Raw genomic sequence first — 21,837 nt, 5'->3', positions numbered from 1 at the left:
GACGAGCCCATGGCCTTCAAGCTCGGCGATTCCGACGACTCCGTGCTGGCGGACATCAACGTCACCCCCCTGGTCGACGTCATGCTCGTCTTGCTGATCGTCTTCATGATCGCCGCACCGATGCTGCATCAGGGGATCGAGGTCGACCTGCCCAAAGCCGATCAGCGTGCTCTGCCGATGCGCAAGCAGGACCCCCTGGTGATCTCCGTCAACCGAGACGGCATCGTCTACCTGCGCGAGACGCCGGTCCACCCGTCACAGCTCGTTGAACGCCTGACGCCGATCCTCGAAGGGCGCGATGACGATGCGGTCTTTCTCAAGGGTGATCGCGAGATCCCCTACGGCAAGATGGTCGAGCTCCTCGACATTCTTCAGAAGGGCGGCATCACCCAGGTCGGCCTGGTGACGGAAACGGAGCGGCGCAACCGGAGATCACGGTGACCACCCCGATTCCGACCGTCGGTGCGGTGCTCAGCCGGCGGCAGGCGCGCGATTCCGGCCGCCTGCCGCGCTCGGCCATCGGCTGGGCCCTCGGAATCCACCTGTTGATCGTCGCCCTGGCGCTGATCGCTCCACTCCTCGACGGAGAGCCTCGCCGCCCGCTCGAGTTCGTCCCGGTCCGACTGGTCCCGGCCCGCGCCCTCGGCAGTGAGGTCGCCAAGCCACAGCCCAAGCCGCCTCCGAAGGCGCCCGAGCGCCCACAGCCCAAGGCCCCTCCCCCGGAACCGGAGGTCGAGCCGGTCGCCGAGGAGCCTGCCCCTCAGCCTGCGCCTCAGCCGCCGCCGCGACAACCGGCACCCCAACAGCCGACCGCCGCCCCACCCAAGCCGCAACCGGCGCCACCGCCGGCGCCGGTCGATCGTCAGGGCTCTGCACGGGGTAATCCGCTGGGCACCTCGGCGACGCTGGGGGCCAATGTCGCGACCGTCGACAACCCATCGTTCACCTATAGCTACTACCTCGACCGCATGCTGCTGCTGATCGAGGCCCAGTGGCGACGCCCGTCGACCGGTCAGCCGGTGGAAGCCTTGGTGCACTTCCGAATCCGTCGGGACGGCCGCCTCGAGAATCTCGAGGTGGTGGAGAGCTCCGGCTCGAGTAGCTTCGATCTCGCCGGCCTGCGAGCGGTCCAGAACGCCGCGCCCTTTCCGCCCCTGCCGGCGGGCTACCGCAGTGACTCCTTGGGGGTGAACCTTGTCATTCGATAGACCGAATCCGCAGCGTTCGCCAGTGCCCCCGAGTCGGCACTCCGATTCTTCCGATCAGCCAACCTCATCTCCCCAAGGAGACCCGGCATGAAACTGCGCCTTACCGCTCACCTCCTGATCGGCATCCTGGCCGCCCTCATCCCCTTGGCCGCCGCGGCTCAAGACCCGCCGCCGGGGCTTCCGGAGGACGGCCAGGACGTCACCCTCATTCTGGAGGGCAACCAGCGCGGCCTCTACCGCCTGGCCTTTCCCGAGGTCGAGGGGCGGGCCCAGCTCACCGCCAGCACCCGCCGGGCGGCGGACGTGCTCGAAACCACCTTGCGCAACGATCTCGCCCTCAGCCGGGTGGTGGAGGTCCAGGGACCGACCGAGCTCGCGGTGATCGCTTTGACCGGCGAGCGCGGTCGCGACTTCGAGCTCTACCGCTCCCTCGGCAATGAGCTCGTCCTGCTGGCCAGCGTCCGCGGCGAAGGCGCCAAGGTGGTGTTCGAGGGTCGCCTCTACGATCTCAATGCCGGTCAAGCGATCCTCGGGAAACGCTACAAGGGCTCCGCCGCCGCCATGCGCCGCATCGCCCACATCTTCGCCGACGAGGTGATCGCTCACCTGGCGGGCCGGCGCGGCATCGCCCTCACCACCATCGCCTTCACCTCCGATCGCGGCGGTCGCAAGGAGATCTACCTGATGGACTACGACGGCGCCGACCAGCGACCGATCACGGGCCACAAGTCGACCTCCATGTCCCCGGACTGGCTCCCCGGCAACGGCTCCCTGGTCTACACCTCCTTCGTCGGTGGCAGTCCCGGCATCTACCGGGCCGATCTCTCGAATGGCCAGAAGAATCAATGCATTACGGACGGCGAGCAGAACATCTCCCCATCGGTGGCACCAAACGGCCGGCGGATGGCCTTCTCGCGCGCCCTGGGTGCCAACTCGGAGATCTTCGTCGCCGACGTCGCCGGTGGCAATCTCAGCCGCCTGACCCATTCCCGCGCCATCGACACCAACCCGGCGTGGAGCCCCAAGGGAAGCGAGATCGCCTTTACCTCGAGCCGCTCCGGCAATCCCCACATCTACGTGATGGACACGGAGGGCACCAACGTTCGGCGAATCAGCCGCGGTGGCACCTACAACGACGGCGCCGCCTGGAGCCCGGAAGGCGACAAGCTCGCCTACGCCAGCCGCATCGGCGGCAAATTCGAGATCGTGGTGACCGACATCGTGACCCTCGAGAGCAAGGTGCTGACCCGCGGTGCCGGCAGTCACGAATCGCCCACCTTCTCGCCCGACGGTCGCTGGATCGCCTTCGCCTCGAACCGCTCCGGCAGCAAGCAGATCTGGGTGATGTCGGCGGACGACGGCAGCGACCTGCGTCAGGTCACCGCCGAGGGCCGGAACGAATCCCCGGCATGGTCCGGCTACTATCCCTGAGGAGGCGTCGTGACGGCCTCCGCAATGACGCCAAAGTCCTTGAAAGCAGGCAGCTTCTTCTGCTACAGTTTGGCCGCCTTCTAGGCAGCGCGAAGACAATTTCGGACCAGGCGATCGATTCGATTTGAGGAGAGACTCAGGATGAGCCGCAAGTGGTTGGTGTGCGTGGTGATGCTATTGATCCTGCCGATGTTCTATGGCTGCCCGAAGAAGCCGCCCGAGACACCGGACGAGGTGCTGGAGGTCGAGACGACGCCGGTCGAGGAGCCCGCGGTCGAGGTCGAGCCGCCGCGGCAAGAGGTGGTCGAAGACGTTCAGGAGGACACTCTGCCGACGGATCTCGTCGAGCTCAACGAGTACCTCAAGGAGCGCGAGCTGATCGCCGACGTATATTTTGATTTCGACCAGTCGGAGCTGCGCGACGAGGCCCGTGAGCGCTTGGCCAAGAACGCCGCCTTCATGCGCGAGAACGCGGACCTCGTGTTCCGCATCGAGGGCCACTGTGACGAGCGCGGAACCAACGAGTACAACCTGGCCCTCGGTCAGCGGCGCGGCAACACCGCCAAGGACTACATCACCAGCCTGCGAGTTCCGGCGGACAGCATGTCGATCGTGAGCTACGGTGAAGAGCGTCCTTTCTGCACCGAATCGGACGAGGCCTGCTGGCAGCGCAACCGGCGCGCCCACTTCGTGGTCGTCGGCCGCCGCTAGACTCCACCCGACTCGACATGCGCCAGCGTTTCTTTGCCACGGCCGGCGTCCTCCTCCTCGCGGGGTGGTCGTCGGCCTGTGTCTCGACCTCCGACATCGAGACCATCCAGAGCCAGCTCAACGACATCCAGAGTCAGATCTTGCAGGCTCAGGCGCAGGCGCCGAGCAAGGAAGAGGTCAGCAGCATCGAGGTCGAGGTCACCCGCCAGATGGAGACCCTCCTCAAGTCCGAGGCCGACATGCAGGTGAAGCTGCAGGAGCTCTCGACCCAGATCGAGCAGCTGCAGGCCAATCTCGAGGACACCAACTATCGGTTGTCGCAGCTTTCCCAGCAGATTGCTTCGACCAATCAGGAGCTCAAGACCTTCCGCGTTCCGGCACCGGTCCCGGCGCCGGTGGAAGGTGACGAGACCGAAGTCACCAATCCCGGCACCGCCGCAGCGCCCGTCACCGCTGATCCGCAGATCCTCTACCAGTCGTCCTACAACGACTATCTGCGCGGTAACTACGATCTCGCCGTGCAGGGCTTCGGCGAGTATCTGCAGGCGTTTCCGGAAACCGACCTGGCTGACAACGCGGTCTACTGGATCGGTGAGTGTCATTACCGTCAGGGTCAATATCGCCAGGCGATTCGCCAGTTCGACGACGTCTTGCGGCGTTTCCCGCGCAGCGACAAGCTGCCCAGCGCGGTACTCAAGAAGGGCTATGCCCACTTGCAGCTCGGCGAACGCGCCGATGGCGTGCGCCAGCTCCGGACGGTGGTCCAGCGCTACCCCAACAGCGACGAAGCCAATCTGGCGCGCCAGCGCCTGCGCGAAGTGGGAGTTGAATCCCGCTAGATCTCTGTGGTAAAAATCGCAGGCCGGCCGCACTGGATCCGCGGCGGCTTTTTTGTGTGCAGCGGACCTCGATCCGATCGGTTCGAGCCGCCCCAGGAGAGTAACGAGAATGGCCAACAACAAGTCTGCCGAAAAGCGGCACCGTCAGAACCTCGAGCGTCGCGACCGCAACCGCTCCAACCGCAGCCGCATGCGGCACGCCATCCGCAATTTGCGGTCGGCCGTCGACAGCGAGGACGGCGCCAAGGCTCAGGAGCTGCTGGGCTCGACCCTCAGCCTGATCGACACCACCGCTCGCAAGGGCGTCATCCATCGCAATACGGCGGCACGCTACAAGTCCCGCCTGTCGAAGGCCGTCGCCGCGCTCGCCAAAGCGTAGCTTCGGGCCTCTCTGTCGATGGTCGAGCACCCTCTTCCGGAGGGTGCTTTTTCATGTCCGAAAGAATCTCTCCGGCCGGCTCAGCGCGGAACCTGGCCTGCCAGCATCCTTGAAATCAGCCAGCAGGCGCTGAATAAGTCGCCACGCGACTCTTTCAGCAGCCTGCTAGCAGGCTGTTGAAAAAGTCCGCTTCGCGACATTTCCAACGCTGCTAGCTGTTTGTCTCAGGGGGGCGAGAGGCGCCCCCCTCGGCCGCACGCACATGTCGTGCGGCCTCACCCCCGACCTCGGCGGCTCTTGCCGCCGCCGGGCCCACGCGGGCCCGGTCGCAGGTTGCCGACGAGTTTTTCAGCAACCTGCTAGCAGGCTGCCGAAAATGCCTGCGGTCTCAGGGGGCGGCTGCGAAGTCGAGCACGACTTCGGTGGCGAGGCCCGCCGTCACGGTGACGGCGGCGCGGCGCTCGCCGAGCTCCGGGTGCCATGCGATCAGGGTGTGGTCGCCGGTTGGTGGGGCAGGGATCTCGAAGCCGCCGGCGGCGTCGGTGACGGCGAACCAGGGGTGGTCGAGAACTCCCAGGTGGGCCTTCATCCAGGGATGGGAGGCGCAGCTCACCTCGGCCATCAAGCGCGGTCGATCGAATCTCAGCTCGGACCGCATGCCTTCGAAGGGCTGCTCGAGACGCAGCTCGTTGCCGTCGGGTTGGGCGGTGACCGGCTGGTGCAGGGTGGGGTCGCCGTTCTCGAGCACCACCCGCTGGCCGACACGGAGGCCGACGACGGCGGGCTCGTATTGGCAACGCTTGGCGGTGATGGTGAGGGCTTCCCTGGGAGGCGGTCCAGGAACCGCCGACGGGGGTGGATCGGCGAGGTAGACGAAGACCCGCTCGAGGCCGTCTTCGATGGTCTCCGAAGCCGCCTCCTGGAGGGCGGCGCAGGTGGGGTCGATGCGGCCGATCTCGGTCGCGCTCGGTCGCGCCTCACCGGTGAAGAGAGCTTGTCCGCGAAGGCGTGTCGGGGCGATCTCGACGGGCTCTTCCGGCGGCGGTGGGGAGGCGCCGCAGGCGAGCACGGCAAGAGGTAAGAGAAGGCGCAGAAAAGGCAGCATCGCGGGCTTCCGTGGGCGCCCGCCGATCACTCGCGGGTGGGGCGATTATACTGCCCGATCGATCTTGAGTCGCTGTCTTTTCGAGCGTAGAATGCGGCAGTTCCATCCCGGCGCGCCCGGGCAGCCTCCTAGCACTCGACATCAGGGCCCCTTGCGTCATAGTCTCTGTCTCGATAGGATCTCAACAGGCTTGTGAAATTTTTCACAAAGCCCTCTTGATATAGGCCGCTTCGTCCTGCGAAGTGTGGCTTGTTTGACGGGAGCACTAACGGATGCCGCAAATCTTCCACAAGAGTGCGAATGCCCTCGCGCGGGTAAGCATCGTCTTGGGGTTGGGAACTCTCGCCGGATTGGTGTGGGCTGGTGCGACGATCAGTACGTCGGGCTATGTCACCGGTGAGGATGTGGTCATCAGCCAGCCGGTGCCCTTCTCCCACGATCATCACTTCAAGGGCCTCGGCATCCACTGCCTCTACTGCCACACGACCGTCGAAGAGTCGGCCTTCGCGGGGATTCCCCCGACCGAAACCTGCATGAATTGCCACAAAGAGATCTGGACCAATGCCGAGCTGCTCGAGCCGCTCCGCGAGTCCTATCGCAGCGGCATTCCGATCGAGTGGGAGCGCCTCCACGATACGCCCGACTACGTGTACTTCAACCACAGCGTGCACATCGCCAAGGGCATCGGCTGTGAGTCCTGCCATGGCCGCGTCGACGAGATGCCGCTGATGATTCAGGCCGAATCGCTGACCATGGCCTGGTGCCTCGACTGCCACCGCGATCCGGCGCAGCACGTTCGGCCGCGGGAAGAGATCTACACCTTCGGTTGGGTTCCGCCGATTCCGCAGTCCGAGCTTGGGCCACAACTGGTCGAAGAATATGAGATTCAGAGCGTCACTAATTGCTCCGCGTGCCATTACTAGGTCGTCGTCGGCAACGGACGACATGGAGAGGGTACTGAAGGCATGGATATCCTGAAGATCTTGAAGGAGCAAGAGGAGCCGCCCAGCATCGCTGCGCCTCGAGTCGACCTGACCGAGATCCGCGAGCGCTTGGAAAAGGCCGAGGGGCGCCAGTTCTGGCGCAGCCTCGATCAGCTCGCCGACACGGAGGAGTTCCGTGAGCTGGTGTTCCGCGAGTTCCCGCGGCAGGCCAGCGAGTGGGCCGGCGGCGCCACCAGTCGGCGCCGGTTCCTGCAGCTGATGAGCGCCTCCCTCGCCCTCGGTGGTCTCACCGGCTGCGTCAAGCAGCCGAGCGAGAAGATCGTGCCTTACGTTCGGCAACCTCCCGAGGTCAAGCCGGGCACGGCGCTCAAGTTCGCCACCATGACCTCTCTCGGCGGCTACGCCGCGTCGCTGTTGGCGGAGAGTCACACCGGTCGGCCGACCAAGCTCGAGGGCAATCCTCAGCATCCGGCGAGCTTGGGAGCCTCGGACGCCTATTCGCAGGCCAAGCTGCTCGACCTCTACGATCCCGATCGATCGCAGCAACTCAAGGACTCTGGCCGGCCGCGGACCTGGGACGCCATGGTCGCGGACCTCCAGCCGCGACTCGAGGCGATGGCCGCCCTCGGCGGTGCCGGGCTGCACGTCCTGACCGGCAAGGTCTCCTCGCCGACCCTCGCCAAGCAGTTCGACCAGCTGCGCGAGAAGATGCCGCAGGCGCGCTGGCACTGCTGGGAGCCGGCGTCGGCGCATCCGGCGTCGGAGGCCCAGCGTCAGGCCTTCGGGCGACCCGTCGAGGTGCGCTACGACCTGTCGCAGGTCGATGTCCTGGTGACCCTCGACTCCGACTTCCTCACCCGCGGTCCAGGAAGTCTGCGCTACGCCGGCCAGTTCGGTGAACGGCGCCGCATCTGGGAGATCGATCCCGAAAGCGTCAAGAACGTTTCGGGCGGCCACGGTCACGGTGGCGACCATGGTGATGACGGCCACGGATCCGGCGATGATCACGGCGGGCAGGAAGCGCACGGCGAGGCCTCCGACCATGCGGCCGTCGAAGACCACGATGGCGGCGCTCCCGGTCCCAAGGCGGGGGAGCGCAAAATGGCGCGCTTCTATGCCCTCGAAGCGTCTCCGACGTCGTCTTCGACGCTCGCCGATCACCGCCTGCCTCTGACGCCGGCGGACCTCACCCGCGCCGCCGCCGCCCTGGCGGCCCGCGTCGGTGTGGCGGGGGCGACGGACTCGGCGCCGGCTGCGGCCGAAGAGATGATCACCGTGATCGCCGAGGACTTGAAAGCGGCTGGCAAGGCCGCCCTGGTGGTCGCCGGTCGCTATGCCGATCCGGCGCTGCAGGTGTTGGCCTTCGCCATCAACGAGGCGCTTGGTAGCAGCGCCATCTCCTTCAGCGAGACGATCGACGCCAATCCGGTCGAGCAGATTTCCGATCTCGCCGATCTGGTCGACTCGATGAACTCCGGTCGTGCCGACTTAGTGGTGATTCTCGGTGGCAATCCGGTGTTCGATGCGCCGGCCGAGCTGGGCTTCGGTGATGCCCTCCTGAAGGCGACGGAGGCGATCTACCTCGGCCCCTATGAGAACGAGACCTCGAATCGCTGCCGCTGGCACGTGCCCGAGCTGCACTTTCTCGAGACCTGGGCCGATGCGCGCTCTTACGACGGAATCGCCACCCTGGCGCAGCCCCTGATCGAGCCCCTCTACTGGCCCTGTAAGTCGGCGGGACAGATCGTTTCGATGCTGGCGGGACGGACCGACGCCACCGACTACGACTCGGTGCGGACCTACTGGGAGGAACAGGGCCTCGATGAAGATGCCTGGCGCCGGGCGGTCCACGATGGCTTCGTTGCCGATACGGAAGCGCCGGCGGTCGCCTTGGCCGTCGCGCCGGCCGCCATCGCCAACGCCTCGAGCTCTGCCGCCACCACCCCGGTGGGGGATCTCGAGCTCAGCCTGCGCCCGGACCCGACCATCTGGGACGGTCGTTTCGTCAACAACGGCTGGTTGCAGGAATGTCCCAAGCCGCTCACCAAGCTGACCTGGGACAATGCCTTCCTGATCGGTCCGAGCACCGCCGAGAGCCTCGGCTTGAACAACAACGATCGCGTCGACCTGACGGTCGGCGAGCGCACCCTCTCGGGGGTCGCGGTGTGGATCCAGCCGGGGATTCCGGCGGGTGCCGCGACGCTGCACTTCGGCTACGGCGGCAAGGGCCTCGGGCGGGTCGGTGCGGGTACCGGATTCAACACCTACGCCATCCGGCAAAGCGCTCATCTGTGGACCTGCCCGGTGACCCTGCGCAAGGCGTCGGGAACCTACGAGCTGGCTTCGACCCAGGACCACGGCAGCATGGAGGGCCGTCATCTGGTGCGCACGGCGACCCTCGACGAGTACTACCATCACGCCGATTTCGCCAAGCACAAGGTCCATCGTCCGACCGTTGAGCAGTCGATGTACCCGCCTCACAAGAGTCGCTACGCCTGGGGTATGGCGATCGACCTCAACAGCTGTCTCGGCTGCGGAGCCTGCGTCATCGCCTGCCAGGCGGAGAACAACATTGCGGTGGTGGGCAAGGACCAGGTCCTCAAGGCGCGCGAGATGCACTGGCTGCGCATCGACCGCTACTACTCCGGTGACCTCGACAACCCCGAGGTCTACCAGCAGCCGGTGTCGTGCCAGCACTGCGAGCAGGCGCCCTGCGAGGTGGTCTGCCCGGTGGCGGCGACGGTGCACAGTCCGGAAGGTCTCAACGACATGGTTTACAACCGTTGCGTCGGGACCCGGTACTGCTCCAACAACTGCCCCTACAAGGTGCGGCGCTTCAACTTCTTGCAGTACTCGGACATCACCACCGAGAGCCTCAAGCTGGGGCGCAACCCCAACGTCACGGTGCGCAACCGCGGCGTGATGGAGAAGTGCTCCTACTGCGTGCAGCGCCTCAACAAGGCCCGCATCGCGGCCAAGGTGGAGCAGCGCAGCGTCACCGACGAGGATTTGCTCACCGCTTGCCAGCAGGCCTGCTCGACGAAGGCGATCCGCTTCGGCAACATCAACGACGAGACCGCGGGGGTGACGGCTTGGAAGAACCTGCCCCTCAACTACGGCCTGCTCGAAGAGCTCAACACGCGCCCGCGGACGACCTATCTGGCGAGGGTCACCAACCCCAACCCCAAGCTGGAGAGGACCTAGACCATGGCGACGATGGATCCTCGACCCCTGATCGAGCCCGGTGTCCCGCCGGTCATTACCGGCGAGCACACGCCGGGATCGGTGACGGACGACATCACGCGGCCGATCTTCGGTACCACCAAGCCTTGGTGGTTGGTGGGCCTGGCGGCGAGCTTCGCCCTCTTGATGCTGTTCTTGATGGCCGCTGCCAAGCTGGTTACCGAGGGCACCGGGATCTGGGGCCTGAACATTCCGGTGGCTTGGGGTTTCGCCATCATCAACTTCGTCTGGTGGATCGGCATCGGTCACGCCGGTACCCTGATCTCGGCGATTCTGCTGCTCTTCCGGCAGGACTGGCGAACCTCCATCAACCGCTTCGCCGAGGCCATGACGCTGTTCGCCGTGGCCTGCGCCGGGATGTTCCCGATTCTCCACTTGGGGCGCCCCTGGCTGTTCTACTGGTTGATGCCCTATCCCAACCAGATGAGCCTCTGGCCGCAGTTCCAGAGCCCGTTGATCTGGGACGTGTTCGCGGTCTCGACCTACGCCACCGTCTCGCTGCTGTTCTGGTTCACCGGCCTGATCCCGGACCTCGCCTCGCTGCGTGATCGCGCCAAGAACATCTGGATCAAGCGCCTGGCGGGGATCTTCTCCCTCGGCTGGCGGGGCTCCTCCAAGCACTGGCAGAACTACGAGTCCCTCTACCTCCTGCTCGCCGGCCTGTCGACGCCGCTGGTGCTCTCGGTGCACACGGTGGTCAGCTTCGACTTCGCCATCAGCATCGTGCCGGGTTGGCACACCACCGTGTTCCCGCCCTACTTCGTCGCTGGAGCGGTGTTCGCGGGCTTCGCCATGGTGTTCACTCTGATGCTGCCCCTGCGGCCGCTCTTCGGCCTGCACAACTTCATCACCGATCGTCATCTGCAGGCGATGGCCAAGGTCATGCTGACCACCGGCTTGATCGTGGCCTACGGCTACATCGTCGAGATCTTCGTCGCTTGGTACAGCGGCAACACCTACGAGTGGTACATGGTGAAGAACCGCTTCTTCGGTCCTTTCGCCTTCCAGTACATGATGCTCTGGGTGTGCAACATCGTCATTCCGCAGTTCCTGTGGATCAAGAAGGTGCGCACCTCGCCGTGGATCCTGTGGCTGATCTCGATGGCGATCAACGTCGGCATGTGGCTGGAGCGCTACATCATCGTGGTGGTCAGCCTGTCGCGCGACTTCCTGCCATCGTCCTGGGACGTCTATGCGGGCACGCGCTGGGACTGGGCGGTCTACGTCGGCACCATCGGTCTCTTCATGACTCTGATCTTCTTGTTCATTCGCTTCCTGCCGGTGATCTCGATCTTCGAGGTGCGGCATCTGGCGCATGAGAAATCCCATCACTGAGGCGGCACCATGAGCAGCGATCAGCTCTACGGCCTGATGGCCGAGTTCCCGAACCCGGAGACGCTCACGGAGGCGGCCCGCAGGACGCACAAGGCGGGGTATCGCCTGGTCGACGCCTTCACGCCTTACCCGGTGGAGGCCCTGTGGGAGGCTCTCGAGCACAAGCGCTCCTGGGTGCCGGCGGTGGTTTTGACCGGTGGCATCTGCGGCGGTCTCGGTGGTCTGACGCTGCAGTACTGGAGCAGCGTCATCCACTATCCGATGATCGTCGGCGGCCGCCCCTTCGGCGCCTGGCCGGGCTGGGTGGTGGTGACCTTCGAGTGCACCATTCTGCTGGCCGCCATCTCCGGCCTGCTGGGGATGATTTTGCTCAACAAGCTGCCGCAGCCTTACCACCCGGTCTTCAATGTCGAGTCGTTTCGCAAAAAGGCGTCCAGCGAGGGCTTTTTCCTGTTGATCGAGTCTGCCGACGAGCAGTTCGATCACGCCGGTACGAAGTCCTTCCTGCAGGGCTTGAATCCCATCGAGGTGTCTGACGTTGAAGAGTAGAGCGACGACTCTGTTGCTGGCCCTCGTCCTCGTCGGCTCCTTCGGCTGCCGCCAGGGGATGTTCGACCAGGCGAAGTACGAGCCGCTCGAAAAGAGCGACTTCTTCGACGACGGTGCTTCGGCGCGGCCGCTGCCGGCGAACACCATCGCTCGCGGCTTCCTGCGCGATGACCGCGCCTTCTGGTTCGGCGTCGACGCTGACGGCCAGGCCGTGGATCGGATCCCGCGACCGGTCGACGCCGCCATGCTCAAGCGCGGTCAGCAGCGTTATGCGGTCTTCTGCTCGCCCTGTCACGGCATGACCGGCGAAGGCAACGGCGTGATCGTGCAGCGCGGCTACCCGGTACCGAGCTCCTTTCACGAGCAGCGTCTGCGGGACATGCCGGACGGCTATTTCTTTAGCGTGATCAGCGAGGGCTTCGGCCGCATGCCGAGCTACCGCAGTCAGATCACGGCCGAGGATCGCTGGGCCATCACCGCCTTTCTGCGCGTCTTGCAGCAGAGCCAGGGCATGTCGTTGGAAGGGCTGCCGGCCGCCGAGCGCCGGGCCTTCGAAGAAGCTCTCGCGGCGCCGGCCGACGAGCACGATTCTGATCACGGAGCGAGTGCACACTGATGAGCGATTCGATGGCTACGCAACGACCCGAGCCGGCCTTCTATCAGGCGCCTGCGGACCTCGGGGGGCTTCAGCGGCTGGCGCTCGTCATCGGTGGCCTGGCGGCCGCCGGCTGCCTCCTGGGCTTTTTCTCGGACAGCCCTCAGTTCTACCGCTCCTACTTGGTGGGTTGGTTCTTCGTGCTCTCGATTCCCCTCGGTTGCTTGGGTTTCTGCATGATCCAGCACCTCACCCAGGGGACCTGGGGCCTGCTCGCCCGGCGCATCTATGAAGCGGCCGCCCAGTCCATCGTGGCGCTCTTCTTCCTCGGTTTGCCGATCGTCTTCGGCGGCTTCAGCTCGCTCTACATCTGGGCGACGCCGGAGAAGGCGCCGCCGGAGCTGGTGCACCTGCTGCACCACAAGGAGCCCTGGCTCAACCCGTCGGCGGTGACCCTGCGCTACTTCATCGTCTTCGCCGTCTGGCTCGGTCTGGCCTTTTTGCTCACCCGCCTGTCGAATCGCCAAGACAGCACCGGCAACGTTCGCTTGTCGCGCAAGATGCGGGTGGTGGCGGCCCCCGGACTGGTGCTCTTCGTCTTCTCGATCACCGTCGCCGCCTTCGACTGGCTGATGTCGATCGAGCCGGCCTGGTTCTCGACCCTCTACGGCGTCTGGTTCATCGCCGCCATGGGCCTGGGGGCACTCTGCTTCACGGTCATCCTGATGAATCGGTTGCAGCGTGCGGAGCCGCTGTCGCGCTACGTCGATCGCAGTCATTTCCACGACTGGGGCAAGCTGATGCTGGCCTTCGTCATGCTGTGGGCCTACTTCACCTTCTCGCAGTTCCTGATCATCTGGTCCGGAAACCAGCTCGAGGAGACGGAGTGGTACTTCCACCGCCTGCGCAACGGCTGGGGACCTTTCGCCGTCTCCCTCTTCGTACTGCACTTCTTCGTGCCCTTCGCGCTGCTGCTGTCGCGCGATGTCAAGCGCAACACTCGCCTGCTGGCGGTGGTCGCCGCCTTCCTGCTGGTGATGTGCTGGTTCGACATCTTCATGCAGACGGTGCCGAGCTATCTCAAGAAGGGGCCGGTGGTTCACTGGCTCGACCTCGCCGCACCGCTCGCCGTCGGTGGACTCTGGCTCGCCACCTTCGTCCACTTCGTGCGAAGACGACCTCTCCTGCCCTACAACGATCCTTACCTCAAGGAGCCCGCCGATGGCTGATCACTCTCAGGATCCGGATGCGGAGCTGACGCTGGGTGGCATCCTGTGGACCGCCGCCGGCACGGTCATCATCACTGTGGTGGCGGCGGCTCTGATGTGGCTCCTCGGGGATGTCTTGCGCGATGGTCTCGCCGAGGATCAGGCGCCGATGACGCCGATGGAGATGCGGCGCGTGGAAGCGGCCCTGGCCGACGAGCAGGCTCGCGAAGCGATGCGGGTGCCGTCCCGTCCGACGCTCATCCTGCCGGACCACGTCGCCCTGCCACCGGGGCCCAATCTCGAGCTGGTGGAAGGGCACGAGATCGACGTTCTGCGGGTTTACGAGGAGGAGGTCCTCGACAGCTACGGCTGGGTCGATGAGGCCGCCGGGACGGTGCGTATTCCGATCGACCGGGCTCTCGAGATGGCGGCCCAGGGGCAGCTCGGCAGCTTCTCGGAACCGACCGCCGAGGTGGTCGACGCCGCCTCGGAAGACGAGGCCGACGATGCCGCTCCGGAAGAAGAGGCCGATGATGGCTAGACTCGCCGCCTTCGCCGTCGCTTTCCTGCTCGCCAGCGGAGCCTTCGCTCAGGCCTACGCGCCGATGGGGCCGGCTCCGATGGGCCTCGATGCCGCCGCTTCGGATCTGCCGGCACCGCTGCGCGAGGTCGGCTTCGACCAGAACCTCGGCGGCCAGCTGCCGCTCGATGCGCCCTTCCTCGACAGCACCGGGAACCCGGTGGTGTTGGGCGACTTCTTCGGCGACAAGCCGGTGGCCCTGACCCTGGTCTACTTCGACTGCCCGATGCTGTGCCCGATGACCCTCGATGGTGTCGCCCGCAGCCTCAAGGCCCTCGCCTTCAATATCGGCGCCGACTACGAGATGGTGGTGGTCGGCTTCGACCCGAGCGAGGGCCCTGAGCTCGCCGCCGAGGCCCGGCAGCGCGCGATCCAGCGCTATGGTCGGATCAACACCGAGCAGGGGTGGCATTTCCTGACCGGCGACGAAGAGTCGATTCGTCGGGTCGCCGAGGCGGTGGGCTTTCGCTACACCTGGGACGAAGAGCGCGGCGAGTTCGCCCACGCCGCCGGGTTGATTCTCAATACGCCAGACGGTGAGATCGCGCGCTATTTCTTCGGCATCGACTATCCGCCCAAGGACCTCCGTCTCGGCTTCGTCGAGGCCGGCAGCGGCACCATTGGCAATCCCATCGACCAGATTCTTCTCTACTGCTTCCACTACGACGCCGTCACCGGCCGCTACACCGCCGTCACGATGAACATCGTGCGCATCGCCGGCCTGCTGACGGTGGCGATTCTCGTGACCTTCATCGTCGTGATGGTGCGGCGCGAGAAATCCAAGTCTGTCACCGACCTGAGGACCGCCTAGCATGTGGTCGGATTTTCCCCTGTTTCCTCGAGCTGCTTCGACCATCGCGCGGGATGTCGATGCCCTCTACTTCGTGTGGGTGGGTATCAGCCTGTTCTTTTTCTTCTTCATCGCCGCCCTGATCACCACCTTCTTCATCAGCTTTCGGCGCCGTGCCGGTCATCAGTACGGCTCCGCCGGCGACCTCAAGACGCTCCCCCTGGAGCTCACCTGGTCCGGCATCCCGCTGGTGATCACGCTGGTGATGTTCGGCTGGGGCGCCCAGGTCTTCTTCGAAGCGTCGCGTACGCCGGCGGACGCTGACAGCTACTTCGCCGTCGGCAAGCAGTGGATGTGGAAGTTTCAGCATCCCGAAGGGGTGCGCGAGATCAACGATCTCCACATCCCCGTCGGCCGTCCGATCAAGCTGACGATGACCTCCGAGGATGTCATTCACTCCTTCTACGTACCGGCATTCCGGGTCAAGAAGGATGTCGTCCCCGGTCGTTACTCGACGGTCTGGTTCGAGGCCACCGAGCCGGGCAGATATCATCTGTTCTGCGCCGAGTTCTGCGGCACTGAACACTCGGTGATGATCGGTAGCGTCTACGCCCTGACGCCGGAGGATTACGAGACCTGGCTGGCGACCGGCGATACCGGTCCGCCGGTACAGGTCTCCGGCGCCGAGCTCTTCGACCAGCTGAGCTGCTCGACTTGCCACCAGGGCGCGGATCAGATCGATGACGGGATTCGATTGGCCCGTGGACCTCATCTCGAGGGCGTCTTCGGTACCGAACGGACCCTCGTCAGCGGTAGCACGGTGGTCGCCGACGAGAGCTATATCCGCAACTCGATCATCAATCCTCAGTCGCAGATCGTGGCTGGCTGGCAGCCGATCATGCCGACCTTCAAGGGGCAGGTGACCGAAGAGCAGATCAACGCCTTGATCGACTACATCAAGTCCCTCGAGGTGCCCCAGACGGCGCAGCAGAACGTTGTCGCTCCCCCCAACGCTTCCAATGCGGGCTAGAGAGACGTCATGAGCACTCACGCAGCTGAACTCGGTAGCAACTATCTGACCAACGGCTTTAGCCTCAAGTCCTGGTTGCTGACCAAGGACCACAAGCGGATCGCGATCCTCTACATGATCTCGATCACCTTCTTCTTCATCCTCGGTGGTCTGTTCGCTTTCGCCGTCCGCCTGGAGCTCCTCACTCCCGCCGGCGACTTGATGGAGGCGGACACCTACAACCGCATGTTCACCATGCATGGCGTGGTGATGATCTTCTTCTTCCTGATTCCGTCGATCCCGGCGGTGTTGGGCAACTTCCTGGTGCCCTTGATGGTCGGTGCCAAGGACCTCGCCTTTCCGAAGATCAACCTCGCCAGCTGGTACGTCTACAACCTCGCCGGCATCATCACCCTCGGCGCGATCTTCATGGGCGGCGTCGATACCGGCTGGACCTTCTACACGCCGTTCTCGACCACCTATTCCAATAGCTATGTGGTCTTGACGGTGGTGGGCCTGTTCATCAACGGCTTCTCATCGATCTTCACGGGGCTCAATTTCATCGTCACCATCCACCGGATGCGTGCCCCGGGGCTGACCTGGTTCCGCTTGCCCCTGTTCATCTGGGGGCACTACGCCACCAGCCTGATCATCATGCTCGGAACGCCGGTGATCGCCATCACCTTGGCCTTGCTGGCGGCGGAACGCTCGCTCCATCTCGGCATCTTCGATCCCGCCCTGGGCGGCGACCCGATCTTGTTCCAGCACCTGTTCTGGTTCTATTCCCACCCGGCGGTCTACATCATGATCCTGCCGTCCATGGGAGTGATCAGCGAGATCATCTCGGCCTTTGCGCGGCAGAAGGTCTTCGGCTACCACTTCGTGGCCTTCGCCTCCATCGCCATCGCCATCCTCGGCTTCCTGGTGTGGGGCCACCACCTCTTCGTCAGCGGCCAATCGGTCTACGCCGGCTTGGTGTTCTCGGTGCTCTCGATGCTGGTCGGCGTGCCCTCGGCGGTGAAGGTGTTCAACTGGACTGCGACCATGTTCAAGGGCTCGATCTCGCGCGAGACGCCGATGCTCTATGCCCTCGGATTCATCGGTCTGTTCACCATCGGCGGTCTGACCGGCGTCATGCTCGCGACCCTCGGCTTCGACGTCCACGTCCACGACACCTACTTCGTCGTCGCCCACTTCCACTACATCATGGTGGGCGGGGCGATCATGGGCTATCTCGGCGGTATCCATTTCTGGTGGCCCAAGATGACCGGTCGCCTCTATCCCGAGTTCTGGTCGAAGCTCTCGGCGGGGTTGGTCTTCATCGGTTTCAACCTCACCTTCTTCCCGCAGTTCGTGCTCGGGTACCTCGGCATGCCACGCCGCTACTGGAGCTACCCGGACGAGTTCCAGGTGCTCAACGTACTGTCGACCGCCGGCGCGACGGTGCTGGGCGTCGGCTATGTCATGCCGCTGTTCTATCTGACCTATTCGCTGGCCTTCGGACGCGCCGCGGGAGACAACCCCTGGGGTGCCTACGGCCTCGAGTGGGAAACCACATCGCCACCACCGACGGAGAACTTCCACCACCAACCGGTGGTGACCGGCGAGGCCTACGACTACCCGAGCCTGGAGGCGAAAAGTGTCTGATTCCGCTTCGATGCTGGCGCATCATTTCGACGACCTCGATCAGCAGCGGGAGGCTTCCTCCCTCGGCATGTGGCTGTTCCTGGTCACTGAGATCATGTTCTTCGGCGTGCTCTTCTGCGCCTACTTGATCTACCGGGGCGCCAACTTCGCGGCCTTCGCCGAAGCCAGCCACTCCCTCGATATCGGACTCGGGGCCTTCAATACGGCGGTTCTCATCGGCAGCAGCCTCACCATGGCACTGGCGGTTTGGTCGGCGCAGGTGGGGCGGCGCAAGGCGACGGTTTGGTTTCTGGTGTTGACCATCATCCTGGGATCCGTCTTCCTCGGCGTCAAGGTGATCGAGTACAGCGCCAAGTTCGAGCATCACCACGTTCCCGGTGCGACCTTCGACTGGCATGCTCCCTACGGCGACCCGGTCAATCAAGATGGCGCCGAAATGTTTTTCAACCTCTACTTCGCGATGACCGGGCTGCATGCGATCCACATGGTGATCGGCATCGCGATCTTGGCCGTGCTGATCATTCCGGCCTGGCAGGGGAAGTTCACTCCCGAGTGGCACAACCCGATGGAGTGTCTCGGCCTCTATTGGCACTTTGTCGATATCGTTTGGATCTTCCTCTTCCCCTTGCTCTACCTGATCGGGCGCCACTGACGGCGAGGAGAATCCTGATGTCTCACCATGTGGTCTCTCGCAAGGTCTATCTGGCCATCTTTCTGGCCCTGATGGTGCTCACGGTGGTCACCGTGGCGGTGGCTTTCGTCGATCTCGGCGTTTTCAATGACATCGTCATGTTGACCATCGCGGTCACCAAGGCGGTGTTGGTGATCCTGTACTTCATGCACGTCAAGTACAGCGGCAAGCTGACGGCACTGACGGTGATAGCGGGCTTCTTCTTCTTTGTGGTCATGATCCTGCTGATCATGATGGACTACTGGACCCGTGGCTTCGTGACCTGAGCGCGGCGCCTGCGCCGGCCTTACCGAAGCCCCCTCGAAGGAGGGGGCTTTTTGGTGTCCGGTTTTTTGTTGACAGAGCGGCCAGGCTGTCAGCCTCCGTCGCGGCCAGGCACTCTACCCTTTGGAAGGGGACGTCCCGTGACGCACCTATTCGGCTGGGTAGGGAATCTAATGCGTACATGGTGGGATGAATTTTCTCCTCGGGTGGCGGTTATTTCGCCCCTTTCCAATACGATTCTTGTGTCGGAATCTTGACAGCAGTGATTCAGCACGAGCTGTGGAAAGGAGAGACGGATGCTGCGCAACCTAGCTGCCCCGAGCTTCCTTGGACGAGCCCTTTCGGTGACCCTCTTGCTGCTGCTCACCTCTTCGGTGCCGCTGGCTGGGGAGGCACCGGACACCGAGTTCTCCTACTCCCTGCGTCTGCGCCACGAGCTGTTCGATACACCGGCCGGTAATCCGGCGGCGGACCGCAGCTTCGACTTCGGAAATGGCAGGCTCCGGCTGGTGGGCGACATCGCCTGGGAACGGGTGGAGATCCACGGTGTCTTGCAGGGAGCCGCTAGCTTCGGTCTGCCGGAGAACGGTGCTTTCGGTATCGGACCGGTCTACACCGCGGCCAATGGCGGTGAGACCGATCCCGACCAGTTCGGTTTGGCCGAGCTTTCCGTTGCCTTCGTCGGCGACGAGTACGAGGTGCGTGCCGGCCGTCAGCGCTCGACGGCGGGATTCGAGACCAAGACCGGAGTTCAGCACCTCGACGGCATCAAGAAGCGGCGGCTGGCGGAACGCTTGGTGGGCAACTGGGATTGGGTCAACGTCGGTCGACGCTACGACGGCCTCTCCGCCTTCTGGGAGAGCGACACCGTGCATCTGGCGGGCTACGCCTATCGGCCGCTGGCGGGCGGCGTCAACTACGAGGACGCCTTCGATCAGCTCGACGACCTCACCGTGGTCGGTGCCACCGTCACCGGCAAGTACGGCGGTTGGTTGCCGTCCAGCGAGCTGCGCTTCTATGGCATCCAGTACGAAGACGATCGGCCCGGGGCTCGCGCCGCCAGCGGTGGTGAGCTCTCGATCACCACCTTGGGAGCCAGTGCTCTGTGGGGTGGCGATGATCGCGACCTGTTGATCTGGAGCGCTTTCCAGAGCGGTGATTGGGGGGTGAGCGATCACCAGGCCTTTGCTTTCCTGGTGGAAGGCGGGCGCAAGCTGGCGCTCGAGAAGGTCACCTGGACTCTGCGCGCTGGTCTGGCGCAGGCTTCCGGTGGTGCCGGTGACGATCACGAGACCTTCTTCAATCTTCTGCCGACGAACCACAAGTTCTACGGCTCCCTCGACTACAGCGCCTTCCAGAATCTGCGGGATGTCTATCTCGAGGGCCTGGTCACTACGGGTGGACCCTGGAAGCTGCGCCTCGCCGGTCACCTCTTTGAGCTGGTCGATCGCGACGACGCCTGGTATGGCGGTTCCGGGGCCTTCGACGAAGCCCGCCTGGGCTTTGCCGCCCGTCGTCCCGGGGGCGGTAGCTTCCGCGGTGAAAACATCGGCTCGGAGCTCGATCTCGACTTTTCCTACAAGCTACCCAAGGGCTTCACGTTGGCGGCCGGCGGTGGCTTCTTCTTCGGTGGCGATGCTGCCGAGGAGATTCTGGTGGAGGAGGCCGACGGCTCCTGGGCTTACCTCCAGGTGTCCTGGTCCGGCAAGCTCGGCGGCGACTGAGCCTCGCTGATCCGCGGTCTGGACCGGCGAGTCCGGAACCGATCTTGGCCTTCGTGAGGCGGCCTCCGGACGTCGTCTCACGCGGCCTCGGGAATGTTTTCGGTCCTCTCCGGTTGTGATCTCTCGACACCCATCTGGGAGAAATCGTGGGCAATAGCTTGCGGCGGGAGATTCAACAGAGTAAGCCGTTCAGTAGCCTCGAGGAGGAGGTCTTTCTGGCCTTGCTGCGCACTGCCGGCGTGCTCGAGCAGGCGGTGGCTGTTCGCCTCAAGGCCTGCGGTCTCACCACCACCCAGTACAACGTCCTGCGAATCTTGCGCGGCAGCGAGCCGGAGCCCTTGACCTGCGGCGAGGTCGGCAAGCGCATGGTGACGCCGGTGCCGGACGTCACCCGGTTGGTGGATCGATTGGAGCGTTCGGGCCTGGCCCGTCGGGAAAGGGCACAGACCGACCGACGGATCGTCATGGTGCGCATTACGGCGACCGGCCTCGAGGTGCTGGAGGATCTCGATGGGCCGGTCGACGATTGGCTGAGGGACCTCCTCGGTCACCTCTCTCGGGACGAGCTCGCTCGCCTCAACCAGCTGCTGGAGTCGGCCCGATCCTGTCTGTGAGGAATTTTATCGATCCAGTGTTTGTTATAACTAATATCGTTATGACTGACAATGAGGAAAGACCCATGAAAGTTGGAGGTTTGCACCACATCACGGCGATGGCGTCTTCGCCGCAGCGAAATCTGGAGTTCTATACCGAGGTGCTTGGTCTGCGTCTGGTCAAGCGGACGGTGAACTTCGATGATCCCGGGACCTACCACTTCTATTTCGGCGACCCGACCGGTCGGCCCGGCAGCCTGCTGACCTTCTTTCCCTGGCCTCTGGCGCGACGCGGCGCGATGGGCTCGGGGGAGACCACCACGGTCACGCTGGCGGTGGCGCAGGGCAGTCTCGGCGGCTGGCTCGATCGACTCGATCGCCACCAGGTCGAGCGTGAAGCTCCGCGGCAGCGGTTTGGTCGCGAAGGGGTTCGTCTGCGCGATCCCGATGGTCTGATCCTCGAGCTGGTCGAGGGCGTGGCGGAGCGCGGGCCGCACCTCGCCGGCGTGACCTTGCAGGTTCGTGACCTCGATCCCACCTCGGAGATGCTGGCGTCCGCTCCCTTCGACCTGTCGCTGATCGAAGAGGGCAAGGACCGGCGACGCTTCGAGTCCGCGACGGGAGAGGCGATCGATCTGGTCGCCGTGCCCCTCGTCGAGCGTGGTCGCCTGGGGGCCGGTAGCGTCCACCATGTCGCCTGGCGCGCTGCCGATGCGGCGGCTCAGCTCGCGCTGCGGAGTGCTCTGCTCGGTCGCGGTCTGTCGGTGACCCCGGTTCAGGACCGGCGCTACTTCGAGTCGATCTATTTCCGCGAGCCGGGCGGCGTGCTGTTCGAGATCGCGACCGATGGACCGGGCTTCCACCGCGACGAGGCACGCGCCGATCTCGGCCGAGCTCTCAAACTACCGCCCTGGCTGGAGAGCGAGCGCCGGCGCATCGAGGAGATGCTGCCGGAAGTGGACTTCGCCGAGGGTGGCGCCTCGGAGGACTCG

22 protein-coding genes are annotated in these 21,837 nt (G+C 64.5%); 21 read left to right on the top strand and 1 reads right to left on the bottom strand.

Annotated features, from left to right (window positions below; all coding sequences use genetic code 11):
• The first annotated feature begins 9 nt into the window (after window positions 1–9).
• The 6 genes from tolR (at window position 10) to rpsT (ending at window position 4,568) form a co-directional block, all read left to right on the top strand.
• Window positions 10–441 (top strand): protein TolR, encoded by a 432-nt coding sequence (gene tolR / locus AAF604_13375; GenBank protein MEM7050650.1) that lies wholly within the window; start codon window positions 10–12, stop codon window positions 439–441.
• Window positions 438–1,208 (top strand): TonB family protein, encoded by a 771-nt coding sequence (locus tag AAF604_13370; GenBank protein MEM7050649.1) that lies wholly within the window; start codon window positions 438–440, stop codon window positions 1,206–1,208. Before tolR ends, AAF604_13370 begins: the two co-directional genes overlap by 4 nt.
• Before the next feature lie 87 nt (window positions 1,209–1,295).
• Window positions 1,296–2,639, top strand: coding sequence for a hypothetical protein (locus AAF604_13365; protein MEM7050648.1), 1,344 nt, complete (start codon window positions 1,296–1,298; stop codon window positions 2,637–2,639).
• 141 nt (window positions 2,640–2,780) lie between these two features.
• The gene (gene pal, locus AAF604_13360; GenBank protein MEM7050647.1) at window positions 2,781–3,350 is read left to right on the top strand and encodes a peptidoglycan-associated lipoprotein Pal; all 570 of its coding nucleotides are present in this window, start codon (window positions 2,781–2,783) and stop codon (window positions 3,348–3,350) included.
• A 17-nt stretch (window positions 3,351–3,367) separates the two neighbouring features.
• Complete coding sequence (gene ybgF, locus AAF604_13355) at window positions 3,368–4,189, top strand: tol-pal system protein YbgF (GenBank protein ID MEM7050646.1); 822 nt, start codon at window positions 3,368–3,370, stop codon at window positions 4,187–4,189.
• Between the two features lie 109 nt (window positions 4,190–4,298).
• Window positions 4,299–4,568, top strand: coding sequence for a 30S ribosomal protein S20 (gene rpsT / locus AAF604_13350; protein ID MEM7050645.1), 270 nt, complete (start codon window positions 4,299–4,301; stop codon window positions 4,566–4,568).
• 388 nt (window positions 4,569–4,956) lie between these two features.
• Here the strand turns inward: rpsT and AAF604_13345 are convergent, their stop codons facing one another.
• Window positions 4,957–5,673 (bottom strand): carboxypeptidase regulatory-like domain-containing protein, encoded by a 717-nt coding sequence (locus tag AAF604_13345; GenBank protein ID MEM7050644.1) that lies wholly within the window; start codon window positions 5,671–5,673, stop codon window positions 4,957–4,959.
• 272 nt (window positions 5,674–5,945) lie between these two features.
• Here AAF604_13345 and AAF604_13340 point away from each other — a divergent pair, with 272 nt between their 5' ends.
• The 15 genes from AAF604_13340 to AAF604_13270 all read left to right on the top strand — a co-directional run.
• On the top strand, window positions 5,946–6,596 hold the full coding sequence (locus AAF604_13340; GenBank protein MEM7050643.1) for a cytochrome c3 family protein: 651 nt from the start codon (window positions 5,946–5,948) through the stop codon (window positions 6,594–6,596).
• Between the two features lie 42 nt (window positions 6,597–6,638).
• Window positions 6,639–9,821: a TAT-variant-translocated molybdopterin oxidoreductase gene (locus AAF604_13335; GenBank protein MEM7050642.1), complete on the top strand. Its 3,183-nt coding sequence runs from the start codon at window positions 6,639–6,641 to the stop codon at window positions 9,819–9,821.
• Window positions 9,822–9,824: 3 nt separating this feature from the next.
• On the top strand, window positions 9,825–11,195 hold the full coding sequence (nrfD, locus tag AAF604_13330) for an NrfD/PsrC family molybdoenzyme membrane anchor subunit (GenBank protein MEM7050641.1): 1,371 nt from the start codon (window positions 9,825–9,827) through the stop codon (window positions 11,193–11,195).
• 9 nt (window positions 11,196–11,204) lie between these two features.
• Entirely contained in the window at window positions 11,205–11,744 is a 540-nt protein-coding gene (locus AAF604_13325) for a DUF3341 domain-containing protein (protein MEM7050640.1), read from the top strand.
• A complete protein-coding gene (locus tag AAF604_13320) occupies window positions 11,734–12,360 on the top strand; it encodes a cytochrome c (protein ID MEM7050639.1) in 627 nt (208 codons plus the stop codon). Before AAF604_13325 ends, AAF604_13320 begins: the two co-directional genes overlap by 11 nt.
• A gap of 11 nt (window positions 12,361–12,371) precedes the next feature.
• Window positions 12,372–13,568, top strand: coding sequence for a hypothetical protein (locus AAF604_13315; GenBank protein MEM7050638.1), 1,197 nt, complete (start codon window positions 12,372–12,374; stop codon window positions 13,566–13,568).
• Entirely contained in the window at window positions 13,561–14,088 is a 528-nt protein-coding gene (locus AAF604_13310; protein ID MEM7050637.1) for a hypothetical protein, read from the top strand. Before AAF604_13315 ends, AAF604_13310 begins: the two co-directional genes overlap by 8 nt.
• Window positions 14,078–14,938, top strand: coding sequence for an SCO family protein (locus AAF604_13305; protein ID MEM7050636.1), 861 nt, complete (start codon window positions 14,078–14,080; stop codon window positions 14,936–14,938). The genes AAF604_13310 and AAF604_13305 overlap by 11 nt, the downstream gene beginning before the upstream one ends.
• 1 nt (window position 14,939) lies before the next feature.
• Window positions 14,940–15,947, top strand: coding sequence for a cytochrome c oxidase subunit II (gene coxB, locus AAF604_13300; protein ID MEM7050635.1), 1,008 nt, complete (start codon window positions 14,940–14,942; stop codon window positions 15,945–15,947).
• A gap of 9 nt (window positions 15,948–15,956) precedes the next feature.
• A complete protein-coding gene (ctaD, locus tag AAF604_13295; GenBank protein MEM7050634.1) occupies window positions 15,957–17,573 on the top strand; it encodes a cytochrome c oxidase subunit I in 1,617 nt (538 codons plus the stop codon).
• Complete coding sequence (locus tag AAF604_13290) at window positions 17,566–18,225, top strand: cytochrome c oxidase subunit 3 family protein (protein MEM7050633.1); 660 nt, start codon at window positions 17,566–17,568, stop codon at window positions 18,223–18,225. Before ctaD ends, AAF604_13290 begins: the two co-directional genes overlap by 8 nt.
• Window positions 18,226–18,242: 17 nt before the next feature.
• Entirely contained in the window at window positions 18,243–18,530 is a 288-nt protein-coding gene (locus AAF604_13285) for a cytochrome C oxidase subunit IV family protein (GenBank protein ID MEM7050632.1), read from the top strand.
• Between the two features lie 294 nt (window positions 18,531–18,824).
• Window positions 18,825–20,252, top strand: a complete 1,428-nt coding sequence (locus tag AAF604_13280; GenBank protein MEM7050631.1) for an alginate export family protein — start codon at window positions 18,825–18,827, stop codon at window positions 20,250–20,252.
• 146 nt (window positions 20,253–20,398) lie between these two features.
• Window positions 20,399–20,866 carry a MarR family transcriptional regulator gene (locus AAF604_13275; protein ID MEM7050630.1) on the top strand — a complete coding sequence of 156 codons (468 nt, stop codon included), beginning with the start codon at window positions 20,399–20,401 and terminating at the stop codon, window positions 20,864–20,866.
• A 65-nt stretch (window positions 20,867–20,931) separates the two neighbouring features.
• A partial coding sequence (locus AAF604_13270; GenBank protein ID MEM7050629.1) for a VOC family protein occupies window positions 20,932–21,837 on the top strand: 906 nt, incomplete at its 3' end.

The organism is Acidobacteriota bacterium, from assembly GCA_039028635.1.
GTDB lineage: Bacteria > Acidobacteriota > Thermoanaerobaculia > Multivoradales > JBCCEF01 > JBCCEF01.
The sequence above is the reverse complement of the archived record's forward strand: the minus strand, read 5'-3'. Positions and strand labels throughout refer to the sequence as shown.

Excerpts from the sequence above, each read along its gene's own strand:
- coxB (MEM7050635.1), top strand. The coding sequence starts at position 14,940 with ATGTGGTCGGATTTTCCCCTGTTTCCTCGAGCTGCTTCGACCATCGCG.
- rpsT (MEM7050645.1), top strand. The coding sequence starts at position 4,299 with ATGGCCAACAACAAGTCTGCCGAAAAGCGGCACCGTCAGAACCTCGAG.
- AAF604_13310 (MEM7050637.1), top strand. The coding sequence starts at position 13,561 with ATGGCTGATCACTCTCAGGATCCGGATGCGGAGCTGACGCTGGGTGGC.
- AAF604_13280 (MEM7050631.1), top strand. The coding sequence starts at position 18,825 with ATGCTGCGCAACCTAGCTGCCCCGAGCTTCCTTGGACGAGCCCTTTCG.
- AAF604_13365 (MEM7050648.1), top strand. The coding sequence starts at position 1,296 with ATGAAACTGCGCCTTACCGCTCACCTCCTGATCGGCATCCTGGCCGCC.
- pal (MEM7050647.1), top strand. The coding sequence starts at position 2,781 with ATGAGCCGCAAGTGGTTGGTGTGCGTGGTGATGCTATTGATCCTGCCG.
- nrfD (MEM7050641.1), top strand. The coding sequence starts at position 9,825 with ATGGCGACGATGGATCCTCGACCCCTGATCGAGCCCGGTGTCCCGCCG.
- AAF604_13345 (MEM7050644.1), bottom strand. The coding sequence starts at position 5,673 with ATGCTGCCTTTTCTGCGCCTTCTCTTACCTCTTGCCGTGCTCGCCTGC.
- tolR (MEM7050650.1), top strand. The coding sequence starts at position 10 with ATGGCCTTCAAGCTCGGCGATTCCGACGACTCCGTGCTGGCGGACATC.
- AAF604_13325 (MEM7050640.1), top strand. The coding sequence starts at position 11,205 with ATGAGCAGCGATCAGCTCTACGGCCTGATGGCCGAGTTCCCGAACCCG.
- AAF604_13340 (MEM7050643.1), top strand. The coding sequence starts at position 5,946 with ATGCCGCAAATCTTCCACAAGAGTGCGAATGCCCTCGCGCGGGTAAGC.
- AAF604_13305 (MEM7050636.1), top strand. The coding sequence starts at position 14,078 with ATGATGGCTAGACTCGCCGCCTTCGCCGTCGCTTTCCTGCTCGCCAGC.
- AAF604_13315 (MEM7050638.1), top strand. The coding sequence starts at position 12,372 with ATGGCTACGCAACGACCCGAGCCGGCCTTCTATCAGGCGCCTGCGGAC.
- AAF604_13335 (MEM7050642.1), top strand. The coding sequence starts at position 6,639 with ATGGATATCCTGAAGATCTTGAAGGAGCAAGAGGAGCCGCCCAGCATC.
- ybgF (MEM7050646.1), top strand. The coding sequence starts at position 3,368 with ATGCGCCAGCGTTTCTTTGCCACGGCCGGCGTCCTCCTCCTCGCGGGG.
- AAF604_13285 (MEM7050632.1), top strand. The coding sequence starts at position 18,243 with ATGTCTCACCATGTGGTCTCTCGCAAGGTCTATCTGGCCATCTTTCTG.
- ctaD (MEM7050634.1), top strand. The coding sequence starts at position 15,957 with ATGAGCACTCACGCAGCTGAACTCGGTAGCAACTATCTGACCAACGGC.